Origin of the sequence: Pseudomonas extremorientalis (assembly GCF_001870465.1) — a bacterium.
GTDB classification, from domain to species: domain Bacteria; phylum Pseudomonadota; class Gammaproteobacteria; order Pseudomonadales; family Pseudomonadaceae; genus Aquipseudomonas; species Aquipseudomonas extremorientalis.
This window is the reverse complement of sequence record NZ_MDGK01000027.1, coordinates 13,822-34,488: the sequence shown is the minus strand read 5'-3', so window position 1 is coordinate 34,488 and position 20,667 is coordinate 13,822. Positions and strand designations below refer to the sequence as shown.

Here is a 20,667-nt window from a genome sequence, read left to right as displayed (position 1 = left end):
GCTTAGAGACCCGCCGCCTGCAGATTCGGCGCCACCCAGTCACTGACCTGGAAGGACTTGCGAATCAGCCGCTCCTTGGTCGCCAGGTCTACCGACTCCTGCAATTTGCCGAGGAACACCGGGTCGAGGGTCGAGGGGAACAGCTCGCTGAGCTTCTCGTTTTTCAGGTCATTGCTCAGGATGATCGGTGGGTAACTGGCCAGCCCCGACACCAGGTCGATATAGGCTTGCTTGTTGTTGTCATCGGTCAACCACTGCACTGCTTGCTGCTGGGCCTTGAGCAACTTGGCCACGACATCGGGGTGCTCATCGACGAACTTGCCACTGCCCACCAATACAGCCTGGATGCTGCCAGCGCCGCCGAGGTCCTTGGTGGTCAGTGGCAATTCGGCCAAGCCCTTGGCCTGCAGCGCACTGAGGCTAGAACTGCCCCAAGTGGCATCGATCTGCCTGGCAGCCAGGGCGGCGCTCGCGGCGCTGAAATCCAGATTGATTACTTTCAGGTCTTTTTCACTCAGGCCCTGGCTGGCCAGGGCGCTGTCGAACGAGAGTTGAGTGGCCGTGCCGCGAAACACCGCAACGCGCTTGCCCTTGAGGTCCTGCAGGGTCTTGATGCCAGAGCCGGGAACCACGCCCAGATACTGTTTGACGCCGCGTGCCGAAGCACTGAGCAGGCGGGTGTCCAAGCCATTGGAGCGACCGATGATCGCCGCCAGGTCGCCCAGGTAGGCCAGGTCCAGTTGACCGTTGGCGAAGGCCTCGTTGATCACCGGTCCTGCGCCCTTGAAGTAATTCCACTGGATCTTGATGCCTTGGTCGGCAAAGGCTTTCTCGAAGATCTGCTGGTCGCGCAACACATCCGTGATACCACCACCACTGTGCTGGCTCCCCGCGCTGAGGTCGGGTACGGCAATGCGGATTTCCTTGAGTTCGGCGGCCTGGACCCAACCGGCCAGGGCGGTACCCGCGAACAATGCAATCAAGCGTTTAAAGGGCAGTTTCATAAGCGCAGCTCCTGTGGGCGACGGTCGTCCGGGGAGCAGAAAGTAGGCACAACCTACACAAAACTTTAAATACTATAAATTCACAATTTAATAGCTTTTAGAACTATAAGGCTTAAAACGCCGACCCTTGAGGCCTATGCATGAACAGCATTGAAAATATTCTCCGAATGCATTGGATGCGTGCTCGGCTGAGGCATTAAATGCATTTTCTTATCCCCCAATCATCTTGATTGCGTTTTTGTAAGATCAAAATCACATAACGCCATCGGCGACAACGGAGGTCATCCATGGCCCGAATATCACTGTTGAGCCTGCCTCTGGCCGCTCCCCGTCATGATCGGGCGCACCGCTGGCCAAAACTGGGAGAACGGTTATTGCCCTGGCTGTTGCCCTTGGCGCTGTTCGCGCTGTGGTGGCTGGCCAGCCACAATCACTGGATGAGCGAGCAGATTCTGCCACCACCCTCACTGGTGTGGAGCAGCGCTGTGGAATTGGCCGGTGGCGAGTTGTGGACTCACCTGGCAATCAGTGTTCAGCGCTTGTTCTGGGGACTCCTGGCGGGCATCGGCGCCGGGGCGTTGCTGGGTGCCCTGCTGGGGTTCAGCGCCCGTGTCGAGCGCGTGGTATTCCCCACGTTCAGCGCTTTGGCGCAAGTGCCAACACTGGCCTGGATCCCCCTGTTCATGGTGTTTTTCGGCATCGGCGAAACCTTGAAGCTGGTGGTGCTGGTGAAGGCAATCGTAGTGCCCGTCACCCTGCATGTACTGGTCGGCGTGCGCGATGCCCAGCCCCACCTGCGTGAAGCCGCCCGCGTGCTGCGCCTGCCCACTCACCTGCTGATTCGTCGGCTGATCCTGCCGGCCGCGCTCCCCGCGTTCATGGCCGGCGTACGCCTCGCGCTGGCCGCCGGCTGGACCTCATTGCTGGCCGTGGAGTTGTTGGCGTCCAGCGAAGGCATTGGTTACTTGATGGTATGGGCTCGCCAGTTGTTCATGCTCGATATCGTTTTCGTGTGCATCGTGGTGATCGGCGTGTTGGGCGTGGTGATGGATCGCGGCATCGGCTGGCTGGACCGCAAATGGGTGCACTGGCCCCATCCGGCGACGGCACAGATTCCTCAGGGCCCCCGCTATCAAGGCTGGCAACGCCTGCAGCCTTGGCTGTTGCCGCTGCTGTTGCTGGCGTTATGGCAACTGGCAACCCAGCAGGATTGGGTGGATGCGAACATTCTGGTCAGCCCATGGACAGTCCTGCACACCACCGTGACGGGCGTGCTGGATGGCAGCCTGTCCGGTGCCCTGGGCAAAAGCCTGGGCCGTACGCTGGGCGGCTTGATCCTCGGCACCAGCCTGGGGTTTGCCATGGGCCTGTGGCTGGGATTGTCGCGGCGCAGCGAGCGCGTACTCGGGCCGACGCTGTCTGCGCTGCGCCAGATTGCGATCTTCGCCTGGGTACCGTTGCTCACCGCGTGGTTCGGACTGGGCGAGTTGGCCAAGGGGGTGTTTATCGCCCTCGCCGCGTTCTTCCCGTTATTTATCGCCACCCAGCGCAGCGTATTGAACCTGTCACCCCAACTGCGCGAGGCGGCGCAGGTGCTGCGCCTGAACCTGTTCCAGCGCCTGCGCCGCCTGGTGTTGCCCGGCGCTGCGACGGGGATTTTCGCCGGCCTGCGCCTGAGCCTGATCTATGCCTGGCTGGGCACCATCGGCGCTGAGTATTTCATGCCCTCCAACGGCGGCATCGGCAGCCTGATGATCGGCGCTCAACAGTTGCTGCGCATGGACCTGATCATGAGCGGCATGCTCCTGGTCGGCCTCACTGGCGCCGTCCTCAACCTTATCGGCCAACGCATCGAAACCCGCGCTACCCGCTGGAGACACGCATGAACGCACCTATCGTCCGCTTCAACCATGTGGGCAAGAGCTTTGACGTCGACGGTGTCGAGCTGGAAGCCATCCGTGAATTCAACCTGGAGATTGCCGAAGGCGAATTCGTCGCGATTGTCGGTTCCAGCGGGTGCGGCAAATCCACCCTGTTGCGCCTGCTGGTGGGCCTGGACACACAGTTCCGCGGCCAGATCGAGGTGGACGGCAAAGCCGTCAGTGGCATCGGCCGTGAGCGCGGCATTGTGTTCCAGGAACACCGCTTGTTTCCCTGGCTGACCGTGGAGCAAAACATTGGGCTGGGGCTGGTCAACGAACCATCAGGCGACGCCGAGCGCAGCCAACGGGTCCATGATTTTATCGAGCTGGTCGGCCTGGCCGACTTTACGCGTGCCTACCCCCATCAGCTCTCCGGCGGCATGGCGCAACGCGTGGCAATTGCCCGCGGCCTGGTGGCCAGCCCACGTATCCTGCTGCTGGACGAGCCATTCGGCGCCCTCGATGCGCTGACACGCCAGCAGATGCAGGATGAACTACTGGCGATTCGCGCCCGCGCCAGGATCACGACAGTGCTGGTGACCCACGACGTGGAAGAAGCGATCTTCCTCGCCGACCGCGTCGTGGTGATGGAGCCAAGGCCAGGCCGGATCAAACAAGTGGTGCAAGTCACCCTGCCCCATCCGCGCCAACGCAGCAGTTTCGAGTTCCATCAATTACGTGAGGAGCTGTTGCACGAACTGACCAACGATGACCATTACCAGCACCCTGTGCGCGAACAGATCCGCAACCTGCCCCTGGCCTTTATTGCCTGCTGAATGAGGAGTGCCTTGATGCCGCAACGTCCCAATTTTCTCGTGATACTGGCCGACGACCTGGGCTTTTCCGACCTCGGCGCCTTTGGCGGGGAAATCGCCACACCACACCTGGACGCCCTGGCTCTGAACGGCCTGCGCCTGACCGACTTCCACACCGCGCCCACCTGCTCGCCGACCCGCTCGATGCTACTGACCGGCACCGACCACCATATCGCCGGCATTGGCACCATGGCCGAGGCCCTCACACCCGAGCTGATCGGCAAGCCCGGCTATGAGGGCTACCTGAACGATAAGGTCGTGGCCTTGCCGGAGCTGCTGCGCGAGGCCGGCTACCAAACCCTGATGAGCGGCAAATGGCACTTGGGCCTGACCGCCGAACTGGCGCCCCACGCGCGGGGTTTCGAACGCTCCTTCGCGCTGTTGCCCGGCGCGGCCAACCACTATGGCTTCGAACCGCCCTACGACGAGACGACGCCCGGCCTGCTCAAATCCACGCCTGCGCTGTATATCGAAGACGACACTTTCGTCGAGCGACTGCCTGAACATTTCTATTCATCCGACGCCTTTGGCGACAAGTTGCTGCAATACCTCAGGGAGCGCGACCAGGCGCGACCGTTCTTCGCTTACCTGCCATTCTCCGCCCCGCACTGGCCGTTGCAGGCTCCCGCCGAGATCGTCGACAAATACCGTGGCCGCTACGACGCCGGACCCGAGGTGCTGCGCCTGGAACGCCTGGAAAAGCTCAAGACCCTGGGGCTGATCGACGCGGATGTCGAACCCCATCCACTGATCGGATTGAGTGCCCAATGGGCCGGCCTTACCGAGACACAGCGCCAAGTGTCGGCGCGGGCGATGGAAGTGTATGCGGCCATGGTCGAGCGCATGGACTGGAACATCGGCCGGGTGGTGGAGTACCTGCGCCAGCAGGGTCAACTGGATAACACGTTCATCGTGTTCATGTCCGACAACGGCGCTGAAGGTGCGCTGCTGGAAGCCTTTCCCAAGTTCGGCCCCGAGCTGCTGACCTATCTCAACCAGCACTACGACAACAGCCTGGAGAACATCGGGCGGGCCAACTCCTACGTCTGGTACGGCCCCTCGTGGGCTCAAGTGGCAACCGCCCCGTCACGGCTGTTCAAGGCATTTACCACCGAAGGCGGGATTCGGGTGCCGGCACTGATGCACTACCCTCGGCTGGCGCTTGAAGGCCGGATCAGCCATGGGTTTGGCACAGTGATGGACATCACGCCGACGCTCCTGGACCTGGCCGGTGTGCGCCATCCGGGCCAACAATGGCGCGGCAAGCCGGTGGCGCCACTGCGGGGCAAGTCGTGGCTGGGCTTCCTGTCAGGTGAAACCGCCGAGGTGCACGATGAGCACACCGTCACCGGCTGGGAGCTGTTCGGGCGCCGGGCCATTCGCCAGGGCCGGTGGAAAGCCGTGTACATCCCAGGCCCGGTGGGCCCGGCGACATGGCAGCTCTACGACCTGGGCCAGGATCCCGGCGAGATCCACGACCTGGCCCAGCGTCACCCGGACAAACTGGCCACGCTTATCGACCATTGGCAGCAATACGTGGACGAAACCGGCGTAATACTCAGCGCATCACCGTTTCAGCCGGATTGAGCCCCGCGTTTGTGCGCGCTTGCGGCTCCAGCCGATTGGCCCGCGCAAACGTCCCGAAGTCATTGAAGCGCACGCCCATCTCAGCCATCACCTGGTGCGCCACCTTGGCGGTCATCTGGCGGATGTAAAACGGCTCCTTCACCACAAAATGGTGGATGCCATGGGTGCTGCCGAAGTTGAAGCAGAACGCCTGCAGAGGCCACATCCACCAGGGGTTCAACACTTGGGTCTGCTGGATCACATTGCCCAGTTCCACATCGCCGTAGTAGTGCATGTTGGAGCTGACAAAGTGCAGGCAAAAGGTACGCAGCACGTTGGGGCCGATGATCACCACGACAGCGATATCAATCACCTGCATCATCTGCACGGTGCCAGCTGACCACTCGATAGGCGCACCGAGCAGACTGGCAATGCCATTGGCGGCATGAAAGCCAAGGAACACATACCACGCGCCCCAATGCAGCAGTGCCAGCGGTGCGTACACCAGCAGCGAGCGCTTGAGAATCGTCAGTTTGTGCGTCCAGGTCCTGGCCCGCAGGATGCGGATGAAGGCCGACATGACGTTATCGCCTACCATCAGCAACCGCGCAAAACCCCAGGGCTCGCCGTTGGTGATGGCGCGCTCTTCCATGTCGGTTTCGGTGCCGGAGACCTTGTGATGGTTGAGGTGCAGGTGCCGGCGCACCCACGGGTTGATCGTACTGGGCCGCGCCAGCCATACCAGGCCCATCATCAGGTTGTGAGGCACACGCTGCTTGCGAAAGTACATGCTGTGGATCAGGTCGTGTTCCAGCTCGTGGGTCAGTGAAGCCAGGAACGCGTTGAGCAGCAGGCACACCCACCAGGCCATATGCCCGCTGATGTAGAGCGCTGCGCAGCCAATCATGCCCGCCAAGGCAAACGCCAGGATGCCCGCGCCCAACGCGTCTTGATGCAGCAGCCAAGGGTGCTGCTGGCGCAGGCGCACGCCCTCGGCCAGCACCACTTCACGGATATGCGCCGAGCGCTGTTGTGCGTTCATCTGCTGGGGACTTGCAGAAGTACCGTCCATGCTTCCATCCTCTGGTTATTGATGGATGCATCCTGGCCCAAGCGGTCCGCCAGGGCATCAGCCACGCACGCCAACCTGTTGACCGCAAGCGCCAATCGCCATGACCGAACCCACCTCCCTCGCCAGCTGGACCCGCGCCCTGCGCAAGCAACTCGACGCCCTGGGCCTCGACAGCGCCGCGCTGTGCCTGCAAGCCGGGCTCGACCCGCAGCAGATGGACGATCCCAACGCGCGCTATCCGCTGTCAGCGACCACGCGTTTGTGGGCGCTGGCGGTGCAGGCCAGCGGCGACCCGGCGATTGGTCTGCGGGTGTCGCGGTTCGTCAGCCCCACCACGTTTCATGCGTTGGGGTATGCGCTGGTGGCCAGTGGCAGCTTGCGCGAGGTGTTCGAGCGCATCGTGCGGTATCACCAGGTGGTCAGCGATGCACTGGCCCTGGAGCTGAGCGGCGATGGCGAGCGCTACCGGTTTCGCCTGCTGCAATTGCCCGGCAACCCGGCGCCAGCGTTCGAGGCCATCGATGCGTTTGCGGCGATCTATGTGCGTACCTGTCGCAATCGCCTGGGGCGCGAATACGCGCCGCTGGCGGTGTACCTGCGAAGGCCGGAACCGGCCGATCCCAAGCCATGGCACACAGTATTTCGCGCGCCGGTGTTTTTCGGCGCTGAGGAAGACCGCCTGGAGTTCGCCGCCCAGGATTTCGACAGCCACCTGGACGACGCCAACCCCGAGTTGGCCGAGCACAACGAAACTGTGCTCAAGCGCACCCTCGCTCAACTGCAACCGCTGACCTGGGAGCGCAAGGTTCGCCGGGTGATCGAAGCGCAGTTGCCGGACGGCGAGCCAAGTGCCGAGCGCGTCGCCCAGGCGCTGCACCTGAGCCTGCGCAGCTTGCAGCGTCACCTGGCGGATGAAGGCTGCCGGTTTGATGCGTTGCTCAATGAGTGCCGGGAGAATTTGGCGTTGCTGCATTTGCGGGATCCGCAATGCTCATTGGCGGAAATCAGTCATTTGCTGGGGTTTGCTGATACCAGCAGTTTCAACCGCGCGTTCAAGCGCTGGACGGGGATGACGCCGGGGCAGTTCAGGGATGGGTTGCGGTAGGTGGATTTGCGGTGTTCGTGATGGCCCCATCGCGGGCAAGCCCGGCTCCTACAGGGAATGCATTCCAAATGTGGGAGCTGGCTTGCCTGCGATGGCGGTGGTCCAGGTATTGAAGATGCCGGATCAATCAGCGCCCACGGTCACGCCGCAACAACTTCTTCACCCGCGCCACCAAGGCCTTGGCTTCAAACGGCTTGAGCAAGTAATCATCCTCATGCAGTTCCAACTCGCGCAGACGGTCCTCGATTCCTTCCGGGGTCGTCAAGAACAACACCGGCGTCTCGCCCTTCTTGCGAATCGACTGCTGCAACCTCCAGGCATTCAAACCCGGCAACATTACATCCAGGATCACCAAGTCATAGTCAGTGCTTTCCACAAACCGCTGAGCTGCCATGCCATTGGCTGCGACTTCTACTGCGAAGCCGGCCTCACTCAAGCCCTGGGCCATAAGTTGCGCCAATTTCGGCTGGTCTTCCACTAACAACACCTGCATGCCTACCTCTTGGTTCATTACAAACCTGTAATCGAATTGTTCGGCTTTTGAGCGAGACCGCTGGCTAAGGTAACGGCCTGCTTTCTGGAGCCGTTCCCATGTACCGCAATACCTTGTTCTTGAGCTTCGCCATCAGCGCCAGCGTCCTGGCAGCACCACCGCTGCCGCGCCACGCCGACCTGGATTTGCACACCGCACGCCAACTGGCAGACGCCAGCCTGGCGCAGTGCACGGCGGCACTTACCGTACTCGACCGGGGCGGTAATCCATTGCTGAGCCTGCGGGCCGATGGCGTAGGTCCACACAACAGCATCGCCAGCCAACGCAAAGCGTACACGGCGTTGTCGACTAAAACCCCCACTCGGTTGTTTGCCGAGCGTGCGCGCAACAACCCAGAGGCCGCCAACCTTAACAGCTTGTCCGAATTGCTGTTGCTCGGGGGCGGCGTGCCGCTGTTCGCCGACACTGAACTGGTAGGCGCGCTTGGCATTGCCGGTGCCGGCGGTGCCGAGCAGGACGACGCGTGCGCGGTAGAGGCGGCCAATCAACTTGGCCTGACAATCACCCCTTGAGGAAACCTCAATGAAAACCCTGACTATGACCCTCGCCGCCCTCAGCCTGAGCGGCCTGAGCAGCCTGGCCCTGGCGGCCGGCAACCCGCTGAGCGTGCATGTGCTGAACCTGGAAAACGGTCTGCCGTCTGCCGGTGTCAACGTCACCCTGGAGCAACACGTAGGCGATCACTGGCAGTCGCTGTCCGAAGGTGTCACCAACCAGCAGGGGCGCATCGCCGAACTGTTCCCGGCCAACCAAGCCATGAAGCCGGGCGAGTATCGCGTGGTGTTCAAGACCGGTGACTACTACAAGAAAGCCAATCGCGAGACGTTTTTCCCGGAAGTCCCGGTAATATTCGAGGTCAAGCAGGCCGACCAGCACTACCACATCCCGCTGCTGCTGAGCCCTTACGGTTTTTCGACGTATCGCGGTTCCTAGCCAGCCCCCGCGGCCTGCCGCAAGCGCGGCAGGTCGAGCACTTCAATCGCGCCGTAACTCAGCTTGATGATCTCCTGCTGCTCTAACGCCTTGAGCAAACTGTTGGTGGTCTGGCGCGACAGGCTCAGCATCGCGGCCAGATCTTCCTGGGGCAGTTGCAGGACGCGACGGGAATGCTCTATCTCGCCGTACCCGCCGGCAATCATCAGCAGCCGGTGAGCGATACGTGTCGACGCCGGCATCAGGCTCATCTGTTCGATATTGATCAGCGACAGGCGCAACTTCTGGCTCATCAACAACGCCATGTCGCGCCAATACGCTGGGCTTTGGTCAAGAATCTCGAGCATCGCCGATTGCGGTACCTGCAACAGCGTGCACGGCCCAACCGACAAGGCATCGTGGGTACGCGGCAAACCGTCGAACAGGCAGATCTCGCCGAACCAGTAAGGCGTTTCAACCAGGCTCAGAATAGCTTCCTTGCCCTGCGCATTGACCGCACTGACCCGCACCGCCCCCTCCAATACCGCATACACCCCACAGGGCGGATCACCGCGCCGGAACAGGTACTGCCCCGCCGTCAGCTGACGCAGCCGAGCCGCCGCCAGCAAACTATCCTGTAGCGGTACAGGCAGGTGGCTGAACCACTGGCCGGTGGCCAATCGGGCATGCCAGGTTGCCGCAATCATGAGAACTCCAGAGATTGTCGCCCAGTTGACAGTCAGTCGCTGGCTGACGGGAGATGATCAAACATCCTACAGGAGGAATAACAATGAAAAGCCTCGTCGATCACCTGAGTCAATACGCTGCCTACCACCGCGACCCGCGCAATATCGCCAGCCACTTTGTCGGCATCCCGCTGATCGTGGTGGCGGTTGCGGTGTTGTTGTCACGCCCGGAATGGGCCGTCGCTGGCCTATGGATCTCACCCGCCGTGATTGTCGCGCTGTTGGCGGCGTGGTTTTACCTGCGCCTGGAATTGGCCCTGGGTCTGCTGATGACAGTGCTGATGGGCCTGTCGGTGTGGGCCGGCCACGTACTGGCGGCGCAGAGAACGCTGGTGTGGCTCAGCAGCGGCATCGGCCTGTTCGTGGTGGGTTGGGTGATTCAGTTTGTCGGGCATTACTACGAAGGCAGGAAGCCGGCGTTTGTGGATGACGTGTCGGGATTGATCGTGGGGCCATTGTTCGTGGTGGCCGAACTGGCATTCCTGTTGGGGTTGCGGCATGACCTCAAGCAGCAGATCGAGGAGCGCTCGGGGCCGGTGGTTCGACGCGATCTGAAGCCGAGAGAGGCCTAAATGTGGGAGGGGGCTTGCCCCCGATGGCGGTGTTTCAGTGACATGTTTATCAACTGACCCACTGCTATCGGGGGCAAGCCCACTCCCACATTGGCACCGTTTTCACAGTGCGGGATTATCAGGCTTTCTGCCAGACCTTGGGCTTGAAGAACAGGGTTTCGCCCCGCGCCAGGCCGGTAAGGCTGTCGTGGTCTTTCACCACTTCCGCCTCGATCAGCTCGCTCTGGCCTTCCACCTTCAACGTCACACGGGTGGTAGCGCCGAGCGGACGGATATCCCGCACTTCAGCAGCATGGTGGTCCTCCAGCTCATGCCGCGACAGCGACACCTCATGCGGGCGGAACAGCACGTGCTTGTCTTCACCCAAGTGCAGGCGGTTCGAATCACCGAGGAAGTGGTAGACGAAATCGCTCGCCGGGTTTTCGTAGACGTCACCCGGTGAGCCGATCTGCTCGATCACGCCCTTGTTCATCACCACGATGCGGTCGGCGACTTCCATGGCCTCTTCCTGGTCGTGGGTCACGAACACCGAGGTCAGGTTGATGTCTTCGTGCAGGCGCGCCAGCCAGCGACGCAACTCTTTACGCACCTTGGCGTCGAGGGCGCCGAAGGGTTCATCCAGCAGCAACACTTTCGGCTCCACCGCCAGGGCGCGGGCCAGGGCGATACGTTGGCGTTGGCCACCGGAGAGCTGCTCCGGGTAGCGATCCGACAACCAATCCAGTTGCACCATGTTCAGCAATTCGTGGACCTTGACCGCGATCTGGCTTTCGCTCGGGCGCTGGTTCTTCGGCTTCATGCGCAGGCCGAACGCCACGTTGTCGAACACGGTCATGTGACGGAACAACGCATAGTGCTGGAACACGAAGCCGACGTTGCGATCGCGCACGTCGTGGCCGGACACGTCCTCACCGTGGAACACGATGCTGCCGTCATCCGGGGTTTCCAGGCCTGCAATGATGCGCAGCAAGGTGGTCTTGCCACAGCCGGACGGGCCGAGCAAGGCCACCAGCTCGCCACTCTGGATGTCCAGGTTGATGCTGTTCAGGGCCTTGAAGGCATTGAAGTTCTTGCTGACATTACGGACTTCGATCGACATGACTTATTCCTCAGCCGCACCGGCGCGCAGGCGGTTAATACGGTTCTCGCTCCACTGCTTGAGCAGCAGGATGAAGAGCGCCAGGATCAGCAACAGACTCGCCACCGCAAACGCGGCAACGTGGTTGTATTCGTTGTAGAGAATCTCGACGTGCAGCGGCAGGGTGTTGGTCACGCCGCGAATGTGGCCGGACACCACCGACACCGCGCCGAACTCCCCCATGGCCCGTGCGGTACACAGCACCACGCCGTAGATCAGGCCCCATTTGATATTCGGCACGGTCACATGCCAGAACATCTGCCAACCATTGGCACCGAGCAGGCGTGCGGCCTCTTCTTCCTGGGTGCCCTGTTCCTGCATCAGCGGGATCAGTTCACGGGCCACGAAAGGCACGGTGACGAAGATGGTCGCCAGCACGATGCCGGGCAAGGCGAACACGATCTGGATGTCGTGGTCCTGCAACCACGGGCCAAAGAAGCCCTGGGCGCCGAACATCAACACATAGACCAGGCCGGCGATCACCGGCGATACCGAGAACGGCAGGTCGATCAGCGTCACCAGGATGCTCTTGCCACGGAACGAGTACTTGCTCACGCACCACGCGGCGCTGACGCCGAACACCAGGTTGAGCGGCACCGAGATCACCACGGCGATCACCGTGAGTTTCAGCGCCGACAGCGCGTCCGGTTCGAGGATCGCGGTGAAGAATGCGCCGAGGCCGTTCTTCAGGCCCTGGGTCACCACGATAAACAGCGGCAACAACAGGAACAGGGCGAACACCAGCCAGCCAAGGCCGATCAGGATGCGTCGCGACGCGGCGCTGCCACGGCGGGCAGCGTTGGCCGAGGACGCGGCGGAAATAGACGATTGGGACATGTTCCGCGCCTCCTTATGGACGTTCGATGCGCCGCTGCAACAGGTTGATCAGCAGCAGCAGGACAAAGGAAACCACCAGCATCAATACGCCAATGGATGTGGCGCCGCGGTAGTCGTACTGGTCGAGCTTGACCATGATCAGCAACGGCAGGATCTCGGTTTTCATCGGCATGTTGCCGGCAATGAAAATCACCGAACCGTACTCACCGACACCACGGGCAAACGCCAACGCGAAACCGGTCAACCAGGCGGGCAGGAGCGCCGGCACCAGGATGTGACGGAACACCTGCAACGGCTTGGCGCCCAGGCAGGCGGCGGCTTCTTCGACTTCCCGGGGGATATCGGCCAACACCGGCTGCACCGTGCGCACCACGAACGGCAGGGTGACGAAGGTCAGCGCCAGGGTGATACCCAGCGGGGTGTAGGCGATCTTGAAGCCCAGGTCGGCGGCGAACTGGCCGACCAGGCCGTTAGGCGTGTACAGCGCGGTCAGTGCGATGCCGGCAACAGCGGTGGGCAAGGCGAACGGCAAGTCGATCATCGCATCGATGACCTTGCGGCCGGGGAAGGTGTAGCGCACCAGCACCCAGGCCAGCAGCGTGCCGATCACGCCATTGATCAACGCTGCGTACAGCGCGGTGCTGAAGCTCAGTTGCAACGCCGCCAGCACACGCGGTGCGGAGATGATGTTCCAGAACTGATCCCAGGTGAGTTGAGCGGCGTGTACAAACATCGCCGCCAGGGGGATGAGTACGATCAGGCTGAGGTACACCACGGTGTAGCCCAGCGTCAGCCCGAAGCCGGGTATGACGGGGGAGATACGACGCGACATAAGAGTCCTTGGTCAAAGGGTAGAAACCACTGTAGGAGCGCGCTTTTCTGTGTGAGCCGGGCTTGCCCGCGATGCAGGCACCACGGTGTATCAGTCACACCGCAGTGATGCTATCGCAGGCAAGCCAGCTCCCACAGAAAAGCGAGCCCCTACAGGTATTTTGGCTTACTGCGCCGTGTAGATCTGGTCGAACACGCCACCGTCGTTGAAGAATTTCGGCTGGGCAGTTTTCCAGCCGCCGAAGTCTTTGTCGATAGTCACCAGGTCCAGTTTCGGGAACTGCTGGGCGTATTTGGCGGCCACTTTTGCATCGCGTGGGCGGTAGAAGTTCTTCGCCGCAATCTCCTGGCCGGCCGGGCTGTACAGGTGTTTCAGGTATTCAGTGGCGATTTCGGTGTTGCCCTTTTTCTCGGCGTTCTTGTCGACCACGGCAACCGGTGGTTCGGCGAGGATGGACAGGGACGGCACGACGATGTCGAACTTGTCGGCGCCACCGTCTTCCTTCAGTGCCAGGAACGCCTCGTTTTCCCAGGCCAGCAACACGTCACCCTGACCGTTGTTGACGAAGGTGATGGTCGAGCCGCGAGCACCGGTGTCCAGCACCGGCACGTGCTTGAACAGCTCCTTCACGTATTCCTGGGCCTTGGCTTCGCTGCCGCCGGCCTTGAGGCCATAGGCCCAGGCGGCGAGGAAGTTCCAGCGGGCGCCGCCGGAGGTTTTCGGGTTCGGGGTGATCACGGACACGTCTTTCTTGATCAGGTCGCCCCAATCCTTGATGCCTTTTGGGTTGCCCTTGCGCACCAGGAACACGATGGTCGAGGTGTACGGGGTGCTGGCGTCCGGCAGGCGGGTCTGCCAGTTTTCCGGGAGGGTCTTGCCCAGCTTGGCGATTTCGTCGATATCACCGGCCAGGGCCAGGGTGACCACGTCGGCGCGCAGGCCATCGATCACGGCACGGCCCTGCTTGCCCGAACCACCGTGGGATTGCTGGATCTTGACGTTGTCACCCGGGTGGGCCTGTTTCCAGTAGTTGGTGAACTCAGCGTTGTAGTCCTGGTACAGCTCACGGGTAGGATCGTACGAGACGTTGAGCAACTCGTAGTCCTTGGCAACCGCGGAACCTGCAAACACGGCGCTGGCCAGGGCGGCCAGGGCGTAACGGCGAATCGACGACATAGAAGCTCCTGAAATTCTTTGGGTGTTGGCTTTTTTTATAGTTGCGGGTCTATCGCCGTTCTTGCTCAGCTCGGTTTGTTACCCGGGTTCTGCAGGCGGAATTTTTCCTTGCGTTCAATCTGTACCACTTGGGCGTTGTGCACGGTGATTTCCACCGCGCCAAACCGCAGATCGCGCAAGGCGCTCTGGATCTCACGCAAAATGGCTGCTTCGTCCTGGCCGTCGACGCTACGTAGAGATGCGCTCATGGTCTCGCTCCTGAAATGAATAGTGCCTGGCAGTGGCGGCACTGCTTGCGGCGTGAGGGCGATAGTAGATAAGCGCGGATATTCTTAAAAATACTATTTAAGAATGTTTATATAACCAGAAAGAATTTTCTGGTGGGACGCGGGGTTGCGTGCGGGTTTGGTGCCCAAGTACGTAAATAAAGCCTAGAGATGATCCAAACGTGGGAGCGGGCTTGCCCGCGAAAGCGGTGTGTCAGCTAAAAATGTGTTAACTGATGCACCGCATTCGCGGGCAAGCCCGCTCCCACCTTTTGACTGCATTTCAGGTCTGGATTGGGGGGGCTCGGTGCCAATCAATTTCGTGGGCCGGCACCGGCCGGCCAAACCAATACCCCTGCCCCATATCGCACTGCTGATCCAGCAGAAACCGCGCCTGTTCAACCTGCTCGATTCCCTCTGCATGCACCTGCATGCCCATGCTTTTCGCCAGGGCGATTACCACGCGCACGATCGCTGCATCGTCCTCGTCCCACGGCAAACCGGCAACGAAGCCCTGATCGATCTTGAGCTTCTGCACCGGCAGGCGCTTGAGGCGCAACAGCGAGGAATAACCGGTCCCAAAATCATCGATTGCCAGGCGCAAACCCAGCTCGCGCAGACGATGCAGTTGTTCCAGGGCCATTTCAGGGTCATCCATCACCGCGCTTTCGGTGACTTCCAGTTCCAGGCAGGCGGGATCCAGACCCGTGTCGTGCAGCACCTGTGCGACCTGCTCGTACAACTCGCGCCGGGCAAACAGGCGGCTGGAGACGTTGATGGCGATAAAACTCAGCGGCACCTCATCGGCCAGCCATTGGCACATCTGCCGACAGGCCTTGTCCATCACCCAGGCGTCGATATCGGCAATCAACCCGGTGCGCTCGGCAATCGGGATGAACTCGCCCGGCGGCACCAGACCGCGCTCCGGGTGCTGCCAGCGCACCAGCGCTTCGACGCCGATCAGGCGGCTGCCCTGCAGGTCGTGCACCGGCTGGTAGTAGACGCACAGCTCCTGCTGTTCAAGGGCACGGCGCAGCTCACTGGCGATCTCCACCCGGTTCTGCGCATGGGCGGTCAGTTCTTCGGTGTACAAGGCATAGCTTTCGCGGCCGGCACTCTTGGCCTTGAACAGCGCGGAATCGGCGTTGCGCAACAGCTGTTCGGCGCTCAGGGCGTCGTTGGGGAACAGGCTGATGCCAATGCTGGCGCTGATAAACAGCTGATGGCCGTCGAAGATGAACGGTTGCTTCATCGCATCCAGCATGCGTTGCGCCAAACTGGCCGCTTGCGCCACCTGTGGACAACTTTCCACCAGCACGGCGAACTCATCCCCACCCAGCCGCGCCAGGGTCACGCCTGGGCCGAACAGCGCCTTGAGCCGTTCGCCGACCAGCTTGAGCAACTGGTCGCCAATGTTATGGCCCAGGCTGTCATTGATGATCTTGAAGTGGTCCAGGTCCAGCAACAGCAAGGCGCAACCACGCTTGTGGATTTGTGCCGAAGCCAGCGCCTGTTCGGCACGGTCGGTGAACAGCAGGCGGTTGGGCAGGTCGGTCAGCGGGTCGTGATGGGCGAGGTGAGCCAACTCGTGCTCGGAGTCCTTGATGGCGCTGATATCGGAAAATACCGCGACGTAATGGCTGACGTGGCCCTGGTCATCGTGGATCACACGAATGGTTTGCCACTGGGGGTAAATTTCGCCGCTTTTGCGCCGGTTCCAGATTTCACCGCTCCATTCGCCGGTGCGCTCCAGGCTCTGGAACATCTGCTGGTAGAAATGCGACGAATGGCGCCCGGACTTGAACAGGCTGGGCTGCTGGCCCATGACGTCTTCGCGGCTGTAGCCGGTGATCGCCATGAAGGCCCGGTTCACATGCACGATCAGCCCCTGCGCGTCGGTGACCAGCACGCCTTCGCGGGTGCAGTCGAACACGGCGGCGGCCTGGCGCAGGCGTTCGCGGTTTTCCTTCAACGGTTGCTGAAGCTGGCTGGCACGCGCAAATCGGGCGCACATCAGGTAAATCGCCAAGGCGCTGAAGGCCACCCACACATAGCCACGCACTTGCAGCCAGCGTCCCAACTCCCACGGTTCATCGAGAAAGCTGATCAATAAGTGGTTGCTGAGCTGGAGCCACGCAATGGAAACCAGCAGGTATACCAGCCCCACACGCAGGGCACCTCGGTATGAAAACGGCATATGTTCAGTAATCCTTACCAAAAAAACAGAATCGCCCTACAAAGGCTGCGGATTATAGAATAAGAAACATCCAGTCACTCCTATCTGAAAGGGCGGCTGGTTTTCTCTGTAGGCTTAGTGATAATGCGTGAGCTGTTCTTTTCTTTATCTGAGGGCCATACAGCCTATGTGGTACAACGGTTTTCTTGACCTGTCAGCCTGGCAACTGGTGGCAGTCACGCTGTTGATGACCCACGTGACCATTGTTGGGGTCACGGTCTATCTGCACCGTTATTCAGCCCATCGCTCCCTGGAGCTCAATGCCGGCCTGAAACATTTCTTCCGCTTCTGGCTGTGGCTGACCACGGCGCAGAACACCCGCGAGTGGACTGCCATCCACCGCAAGCACCACGCCAAATGCGAAACCGTCGACGACCCGCACAGCCCGGTCATCAAGGGCCTGTCCACCGTGTTGCGCAAAGGCGCCGAGCTGTACCGCACCGAGGCTGAAAACCCAGAGACCCTGCGTATCTACGGCAAGAACTGCCCGGACGACTGGATCGAACGCAAGCTCTACACCCCCTACCCGCTGCTGGGCGTGGCGATCATGGGGGTGATCGACCTGCTGCTGTTCGGCACCATCGGCATCACCATCTGGGCGATCCAGATGATGTGGATTCCCTTCTGGGCCGCCGGCGTGATCAACGGCCTGGGGCATGCCGTGGGCTATCGCAACTTCGAATGCCGTGACGCGGCCACCAACCTGGTGCCGTGGGGCATCATCGTCGGCGGCGAGGAGCTGCATAACAATCACCATACCTACCCCAACTCCGCCAAACTGTCGGTGAAGAAGTGGGAGTTCGACCTGGGCTGGGCATGGATCAAGGTGTTCAGCTTCCTGCGCCTGGCCAAGGTGCAGCGTGTCGCCCCCATCGCCCACCGCGTGGAAGGCAAGGGCCACCTGGACATGGATACCGCCATGGCGATCCTCAACAATCGTTTCCAGATCATGGCCCAGTACCGCAAGTTGGTGATCGGCCCGCTGGTCAAGCAGGAGCTGGAAAAGGTCGATCACTCGGTGCGCCATCAATTCCACCGCGCCAAGCGCCTGCTGTCGCGGGAAACCAGCTTGCTGGATGACCGCCATCACGTGCGCATCCAGAGCATGCTTGAACACAGCCATGCACTGAAAGTGATCTACGAAAAGCGCCTGGCGCTGCAGCAGATATGGCTCAAGACCAGCTCCAATGGCCACGATATGCTGGCGGCCATCAAGGAATGGGTGCATGAAGCCGAGGCCAGCGGCATCCAGTCCCTGCGGGATTTTGCGCACCAATTGAAGACTTATTCGCTGCGTCCTGCGGCAGTCTGATGCTGCGGTGGGAGGGCTTGCCCTCCCACCTATCGGCTTTTTGGCGTCATTTACCGGGCACCGGCAATCGGTCCTGTTGACGGAACTTCACTGCAATTCGCCTCTCTCAATGAACACTTCGCCATCATGGTGGCCCCTTGTAGTGACCGCTGCTCCTGTTTGCGGCGCGCCCAGAGAGAGTTGTGCCGATGGTTCACGAAAAGTCCTCCTTAATCGACGCGCCTGCAGCTGAGCATCCCCGCCCAGCGGCGGCGGCGACCCTGCTGGCGCTGGTGCATGCCCAGGGCGAAGTCGAGCGACTGAGCGAACGTGAGCAATTGCTGAGCTCAATGCTGGTCAGCGTGAATGCTGTGCTGTGGGCCATCGATTGGGAAACCCGCCGCGTGCTGTATGTGAGCCCCGCCTACGAACGCGTCTTCGGGCGCTCTGCCGGCCTGCTGCTGGCCGACCACCGGGAGTGGCGCAACAGTATCCACCCCGAAGACCTCGACTACGCCGAACACAGCCTGGCCCGCGTGCTGGAACAGGGCGCCGTGGAAGACCGCGAGTACCGCATCATCACCGCCGACGGGCAGATTCGCTGGTTGAGCGACAAGTGCTACATCAACCAGCAGGTCGAGCCCGGCGAGCCACTGATCGTGGTGGGCATGGCCGAAGACATCACCGAAAAGAAACAGATGGAGCTGGAGCTGCACCGCCTCGCCACCACCGACGTGCTGACCCAGAGCAGCAACCGCCGGCACTTCTTCGAATGCGCCAACCAGGCCTTCGACAGTGCCTGCGCACAAGGTGCCCCGCTGGCCTTTTTGCTGCTGGATATCGATGACTTCAAGGACATCAACGACAGCTACGGCCACCTGGAGGGCGACCAGGTACTGCGGCGTATCGCCGAGAGCGGTCGAGGGGTGCTGCGCCGTGGCGACCTGTTCGGACGCATCGGTGGCGAAGAGTTCGCCGCCGTACTGCCTGGCTGTGCGCCGGAGATGGCGTTGCAGGTGGCCGAGCGCCTGGGCCGGGAGATCCAGGAGCTGAGCTTCAGCTACGAAGGCCAGGCTTTCAGCGTGACCATCAGCCAGGGCCTTGCCAGCCTCACCGAGCGCGACTCGACCCTGGACAGTCTGTTCGCCCGTGCCGATGCGGCCATGTACGAGGCCAAGCGCCTGGGCAAGAACCGTGTGATCGCGGGCTAGGAGTCGACACTGCTCAAATGTGGGAGGGGGCTTGCCCCCGATAGCAGGGGGTCAGCCAGCACATGGGTGACTGATACACTGCCATCGGAGGCAAGCCTCCTCCCACATTAGGATTTGCGTACTCGAGTCAGCTCCGAAAAGCCCAGCTTGAGCAATCGCGCCGTCTTGCCCGCCGCCAGCTCTTCCAAACCTTCATGTTCAGTCAAACGCGCCATCTGCGCCGCCAGGTTCACCACCAGCGCATCCCGCGCATACACACCGCCCTCCAGCGAGTAGATCGCCGCAATCAACTGGCGCAGCTCCAGCGGCAAACGCCAACGCGCGCGCAGTGCCGAGCCGTAGGCGGCGCCAAAGGTGTAGAGGGATTCGCCAATCGCTTCGTCATCCAGCTCGCCGCCACCCTGGCGCCAGTCCTCCAGGCAGCGTAACAGCGCCAAGTCGCCCAGCCGATGGAGGATACCCGCGCTGTAGCAGCGCTCGTGATCCAGCTCCAGCATGCGGGCCAGGCGCAGGGCGTAGTCAGCGGTGTCCTGGGATAATTGCCAGTGCCGCTCGGCGTAGGCGACCAGCGCCGGGTCGCTCAGTACCACGTTGTGCTTGAGCGCCAGCCCGAGGATCAGGTTCATGCTTTGCCCCGGCACCAGCTTGTGCAGGGCGCCGGGCAGGGTCTGCACCGGTGCGCCGTGATGGCCTGCACTGTTGGCAGCGGCGATGAGCACGGCGGTGATTTGCGGGTCCATGCGCACCTGGTCTTCCAGATGCTTGAGGTCAAGGCTTTCCGGCCCGAGGCTGTGTTGCACGGCGGCTTTCACATCGACCCGCAAGGGCGCGCCATCGCACACTTCGCGGCGCCGCTCGAGGAACACTGGCAAGGTCATGCCGGGCGCCAGCGGTGGGATCTCGCAGTACACCGTTTCGCCTTCGTTGAGCAGCAGGTCCTGCAGGCGCTGGGTCAGGCCTTCCATGTTCAAGGGTTTGGTCAGGTACGCCGTGGGCGCCAGGGGCAAGGCTTCGCGCACGCTGGCGCTGTCATTGCGACTGCTCAGCAGAATGAACGGCAGAAGCGGCGAGCGGCGCTTATGGCGCACACTGCGCAGCAGGCTCAGGCCATCGATGCCGGGCAACTCCCAATCGGCCAGGATCAGGTCATAGGCCTTATCTCGCAGCAGGGTCGCCGCTTGCTGCCCGTCCGCACACACATCCAGCCGCGCATCGCAGCGCACATTCAACAGCACTTGCTTGAGCAGGTCCCGCGACCAAGGGTCCGCCTCGGCAATCAACACGCGGGGTACAGCGGGTAAATCAACAGCAGTCATCCAGCACGCTCCATCGGCAATGCTTGCAACCTTAGTCAATGGAGCCGCCTACGTACAATGAACACGACCTGAATGTGCGGCAATGGGCGTAAAAAAA

20 protein-coding genes are annotated in these 20,667 nt (G+C 61.5%); 9 read left to right on the top strand and 11 right to left on the bottom strand.

The features are described 5' to 3' along the window. Nucleotides 1–2: 2 nt before the first annotated feature. On the bottom strand, nucleotides 3–1,004 hold the full coding sequence (locus BFN10_RS11355; RefSeq protein ID WP_071489776.1) for an ABC transporter substrate-binding protein: 1,002 nt from the start codon (nucleotides 1,002–1,004) through the stop codon (nucleotides 3–5). Between the two features lie 287 nt (nucleotides 1,005–1,291). Here BFN10_RS11355 and BFN10_RS11350 point away from each other — a divergent pair, with 287 nt between their 5' ends. The 3 genes from BFN10_RS11350 to BFN10_RS11340 are packed head-to-tail and all read left to right on the top strand — an operon-like array spanning nucleotide 1,292 to nucleotide 5,328. Further along, nucleotides 1,292–2,890 carry an ABC transporter permease gene (locus BFN10_RS11350; RefSeq protein WP_071489775.1) on the top strand — a complete coding sequence of 533 codons (1,599 nt, stop codon included), beginning with the start codon at nucleotides 1,292–1,294 and terminating at the stop codon, nucleotides 2,888–2,890. Then, entirely contained in the window at nucleotides 2,887–3,702 is an 816-nt protein-coding gene (locus BFN10_RS11345) for an ABC transporter ATP-binding protein (RefSeq protein ID WP_071489774.1), read from the top strand. Before BFN10_RS11350 ends, BFN10_RS11345 begins: the two co-directional genes overlap by 4 nt. A gap of 15 nt (nucleotides 3,703–3,717) precedes the next feature. Further along, nucleotides 3,718–5,328, top strand: coding sequence for an arylsulfatase (locus BFN10_RS11340; RefSeq protein WP_071489773.1), 1,611 nt, complete (start codon nucleotides 3,718–3,720; stop codon nucleotides 5,326–5,328). Here BFN10_RS11340 and BFN10_RS11335 read toward each other — a convergent pair. Then, nucleotides 5,300–6,379, bottom strand: coding sequence for a fatty acid desaturase (locus tag BFN10_RS11335; RefSeq protein WP_071489772.1), 1,080 nt, complete (start codon nucleotides 6,377–6,379; stop codon nucleotides 5,300–5,302). The genes BFN10_RS11340 and BFN10_RS11335 overlap by 29 nt on opposite strands. 100 nt (nucleotides 6,380–6,479) lie before the next feature. On the opposite strand from BFN10_RS11335, the gene BFN10_RS11330 reads away from it, so the two are divergent. Beyond that, on the top strand, nucleotides 6,480–7,484 hold the full coding sequence (locus tag BFN10_RS11330; RefSeq protein ID WP_071489771.1) for an AraC family transcriptional regulator: 1,005 nt from the start codon (nucleotides 6,480–6,482) through the stop codon (nucleotides 7,482–7,484). Nucleotides 7,485–7,611: 127 nt separating this feature from the next. Here BFN10_RS11330 and BFN10_RS11325 read toward each other — a convergent pair whose 3' ends face one another. Next, a complete protein-coding gene (locus BFN10_RS11325; protein ID WP_071489770.1) occupies nucleotides 7,612–7,977 on the bottom strand; it encodes a response regulator in 366 nt (121 codons plus the stop codon). 98 nt (nucleotides 7,978–8,075) lie between these two features. Between BFN10_RS11325 and BFN10_RS11320 the strand changes: the two genes are divergently transcribed. Both BFN10_RS11320 and uraH read left to right on the top strand, forming a co-directional pair. After that, a complete protein-coding gene (locus tag BFN10_RS11320) occupies nucleotides 8,076–8,549 on the top strand; it encodes a GlcG/HbpS family heme-binding protein (RefSeq protein WP_071489769.1) in 474 nt (157 codons plus the stop codon). A gap of 10 nt (nucleotides 8,550–8,559) precedes the next feature. Then, nucleotides 8,560–8,970 (top strand): hydroxyisourate hydrolase, encoded by a 411-nt coding sequence (gene uraH / locus BFN10_RS11315; protein WP_058424846.1) that lies wholly within the window; start codon nucleotides 8,560–8,562, stop codon nucleotides 8,968–8,970. On the opposite strand, the gene BFN10_RS11310 is transcribed toward uraH, so the two are convergent. Continuing rightward, nucleotides 8,967–9,656, bottom strand: coding sequence for a Crp/Fnr family transcriptional regulator (locus BFN10_RS11310; RefSeq protein ID WP_071489768.1), 690 nt, complete (start codon nucleotides 9,654–9,656; stop codon nucleotides 8,967–8,969). The two genes, uraH and BFN10_RS11310, sit on opposite strands and share 4 nt — an antisense overlap. Before the next feature lie 83 nt (nucleotides 9,657–9,739). Between BFN10_RS11310 and BFN10_RS11305 the strand changes: the two genes are divergently transcribed. After that, entirely contained in the window at nucleotides 9,740–10,267 is a 528-nt protein-coding gene (locus BFN10_RS11305) for an Mpo1 family 2-hydroxy fatty acid dioxygenase (RefSeq protein ID WP_071489767.1), read from the top strand. Nucleotides 10,268–10,385: 118 nt separating this feature from the next. Here the strand turns inward: BFN10_RS11305 and BFN10_RS11300 are convergent, their stop codons facing one another. The 6 genes from BFN10_RS11300 to dibA all read right to left on the bottom strand — a co-directional run bounded on the left by BFN10_RS11300 (nucleotide 10,386) and on the right by dibA (nucleotide 16,713). After that, a complete protein-coding gene (locus BFN10_RS11300; protein WP_034101869.1) occupies nucleotides 10,386–11,366 on the bottom strand; it encodes a sulfate/molybdate ABC transporter ATP-binding protein in 981 nt (326 codons plus the stop codon). 3 nt (nucleotides 11,367–11,369) lie between these two features. Further along, nucleotides 11,370–12,242: a sulfate ABC transporter permease subunit CysW gene (gene cysW / locus BFN10_RS11295; RefSeq protein ID WP_010214166.1), complete on the bottom strand. Its 873-nt coding sequence runs from the start codon at nucleotides 12,240–12,242 to the stop codon at nucleotides 11,370–11,372. 13 nt (nucleotides 12,243–12,255) lie between these two features. Next, nucleotides 12,256–13,074: a sulfate ABC transporter permease subunit CysT gene (gene cysT / locus BFN10_RS11290; protein WP_016975029.1), complete on the bottom strand. Its 819-nt coding sequence runs from the start codon at nucleotides 13,072–13,074 to the stop codon at nucleotides 12,256–12,258. A 165-nt stretch (nucleotides 13,075–13,239) separates the two neighbouring features. Then, nucleotides 13,240–14,250 (bottom strand): sulfate ABC transporter substrate-binding protein, encoded by a 1,011-nt coding sequence (locus BFN10_RS11285; protein WP_071489766.1) that lies wholly within the window; start codon nucleotides 14,248–14,250, stop codon nucleotides 13,240–13,242. 65 nt (nucleotides 14,251–14,315) lie between these two features. Further along, the gene (oscA, locus tag BFN10_RS11280; protein ID WP_003170956.1) at nucleotides 14,316–14,498 is read right to left on the bottom strand and encodes a sulfur starvation response protein OscA; all 183 of its coding nucleotides are present in this window, start codon (nucleotides 14,496–14,498) and stop codon (nucleotides 14,316–14,318) included. Nucleotides 14,499–14,799: 301 nt separating this feature from the next. Beyond that, complete coding sequence (gene dibA, locus BFN10_RS11275; RefSeq protein ID WP_071489765.1) at nucleotides 14,800–16,713, bottom strand: phosphodiesterase DibA; 1,914 nt, start codon at nucleotides 16,711–16,713, stop codon at nucleotides 14,800–14,802. Between the two features lie 166 nt (nucleotides 16,714–16,879). Here dibA and desA point away from each other — a divergent pair, with 166 nt between their 5' ends. Both desA and BFN10_RS11265 read left to right on the top strand, forming a co-directional pair. Continuing rightward, entirely contained in the window at nucleotides 16,880–18,064 is a 1,185-nt protein-coding gene (gene desA / locus BFN10_RS11270; protein WP_071489764.1) for a delta-9 fatty acid desaturase DesA, read from the top strand. Nucleotides 18,065–18,252: 188 nt separating this feature from the next. Next, a complete protein-coding gene (locus BFN10_RS11265; RefSeq protein ID WP_071489763.1) occupies nucleotides 18,253–19,254 on the top strand; it encodes a sensor domain-containing diguanylate cyclase in 1,002 nt (333 codons plus the stop codon). Between the two features lie 107 nt (nucleotides 19,255–19,361). Here the strand turns inward: BFN10_RS11265 and BFN10_RS11260 are convergent, their stop codons facing one another. Next, on the bottom strand, nucleotides 19,362–20,570 hold the full coding sequence (locus BFN10_RS11260) for an HDOD domain-containing protein (RefSeq protein WP_071489762.1): 1,209 nt from the start codon (nucleotides 20,568–20,570) through the stop codon (nucleotides 19,362–19,364). Between the last annotated feature and the right edge of the window lie 97 nt (nucleotides 20,571–20,667).

Coding starts and splice junctions, on each gene's coding strand:
- BFN10_RS11355 (WP_071489776.1), bottom strand. CDS start 1,004: ATGAAACTGCCCTTTAAACGCTTGATTGCATTGTTCGCGGGTACCGCC.
- BFN10_RS11350 (WP_071489775.1), top strand. CDS start 1,292: ATGGCCCGAATATCACTGTTGAGCCTGCCTCTGGCCGCTCCCCGTCAT.
- BFN10_RS11345 (WP_071489774.1), top strand. CDS start 2,887: ATGAACGCACCTATCGTCCGCTTCAACCATGTGGGCAAGAGCTTTGAC.
- BFN10_RS11340 (WP_071489773.1), top strand. CDS start 3,718: ATGCCGCAACGTCCCAATTTTCTCGTGATACTGGCCGACGACCTGGGC.
- BFN10_RS11335 (WP_071489772.1), bottom strand. CDS start 6,379: ATGGACGGTACTTCTGCAAGTCCCCAGCAGATGAACGCACAACAGCGC.
- BFN10_RS11330 (WP_071489771.1), top strand. CDS start 6,480: ATGACCGAACCCACCTCCCTCGCCAGCTGGACCCGCGCCCTGCGCAAG.
- BFN10_RS11325 (WP_071489770.1), bottom strand. CDS start 7,977: ATGCAGGTGTTGTTAGTGGAAGACCAGCCGAAATTGGCGCAACTTATG.
- BFN10_RS11320 (WP_071489769.1), top strand. CDS start 8,076: ATGTACCGCAATACCTTGTTCTTGAGCTTCGCCATCAGCGCCAGCGTC.
- uraH (WP_058424846.1), top strand. CDS start 8,560: ATGAAAACCCTGACTATGACCCTCGCCGCCCTCAGCCTGAGCGGCCTG.
- BFN10_RS11310 (WP_071489768.1), bottom strand. CDS start 9,656: ATGATTGCGGCAACCTGGCATGCCCGATTGGCCACCGGCCAGTGGTTC.
- BFN10_RS11305 (WP_071489767.1), top strand. CDS start 9,740: ATGAAAAGCCTCGTCGATCACCTGAGTCAATACGCTGCCTACCACCGC.
- BFN10_RS11300 (WP_034101869.1), bottom strand. CDS start 11,366: ATGTCGATCGAAGTCCGTAATGTCAGCAAGAACTTCAATGCCTTCAAG.
- cysW (WP_010214166.1), bottom strand. CDS start 12,242: ATGTCCCAATCGTCTATTTCCGCCGCGTCCTCGGCCAACGCTGCCCGC.
- cysT (WP_016975029.1), bottom strand. CDS start 13,074: ATGTCGCGTCGTATCTCCCCCGTCATACCCGGCTTCGGGCTGACGCTG.
- BFN10_RS11285 (WP_071489766.1), bottom strand. CDS start 14,250: ATGTCGTCGATTCGCCGTTACGCCCTGGCCGCCCTGGCCAGCGCCGTG.
- oscA (WP_003170956.1), bottom strand. CDS start 14,498: ATGAGCGCATCTCTACGTAGCGTCGACGGCCAGGACGAAGCAGCCATT.
- dibA (WP_071489765.1), bottom strand. CDS start 16,713: ATGCCGTTTTCATACCGAGGTGCCCTGCGTGTGGGGCTGGTATACCTG.
- desA (WP_071489764.1), top strand. CDS start 16,880: ATGTGGTACAACGGTTTTCTTGACCTGTCAGCCTGGCAACTGGTGGCA.
- BFN10_RS11265 (WP_071489763.1), top strand. CDS start 18,253: ATGGTTCACGAAAAGTCCTCCTTAATCGACGCGCCTGCAGCTGAGCAT.
- BFN10_RS11260 (WP_071489762.1), bottom strand. CDS start 20,570: ATGACTGCTGTTGATTTACCCGCTGTACCCCGCGTGTTGATTGCCGAG.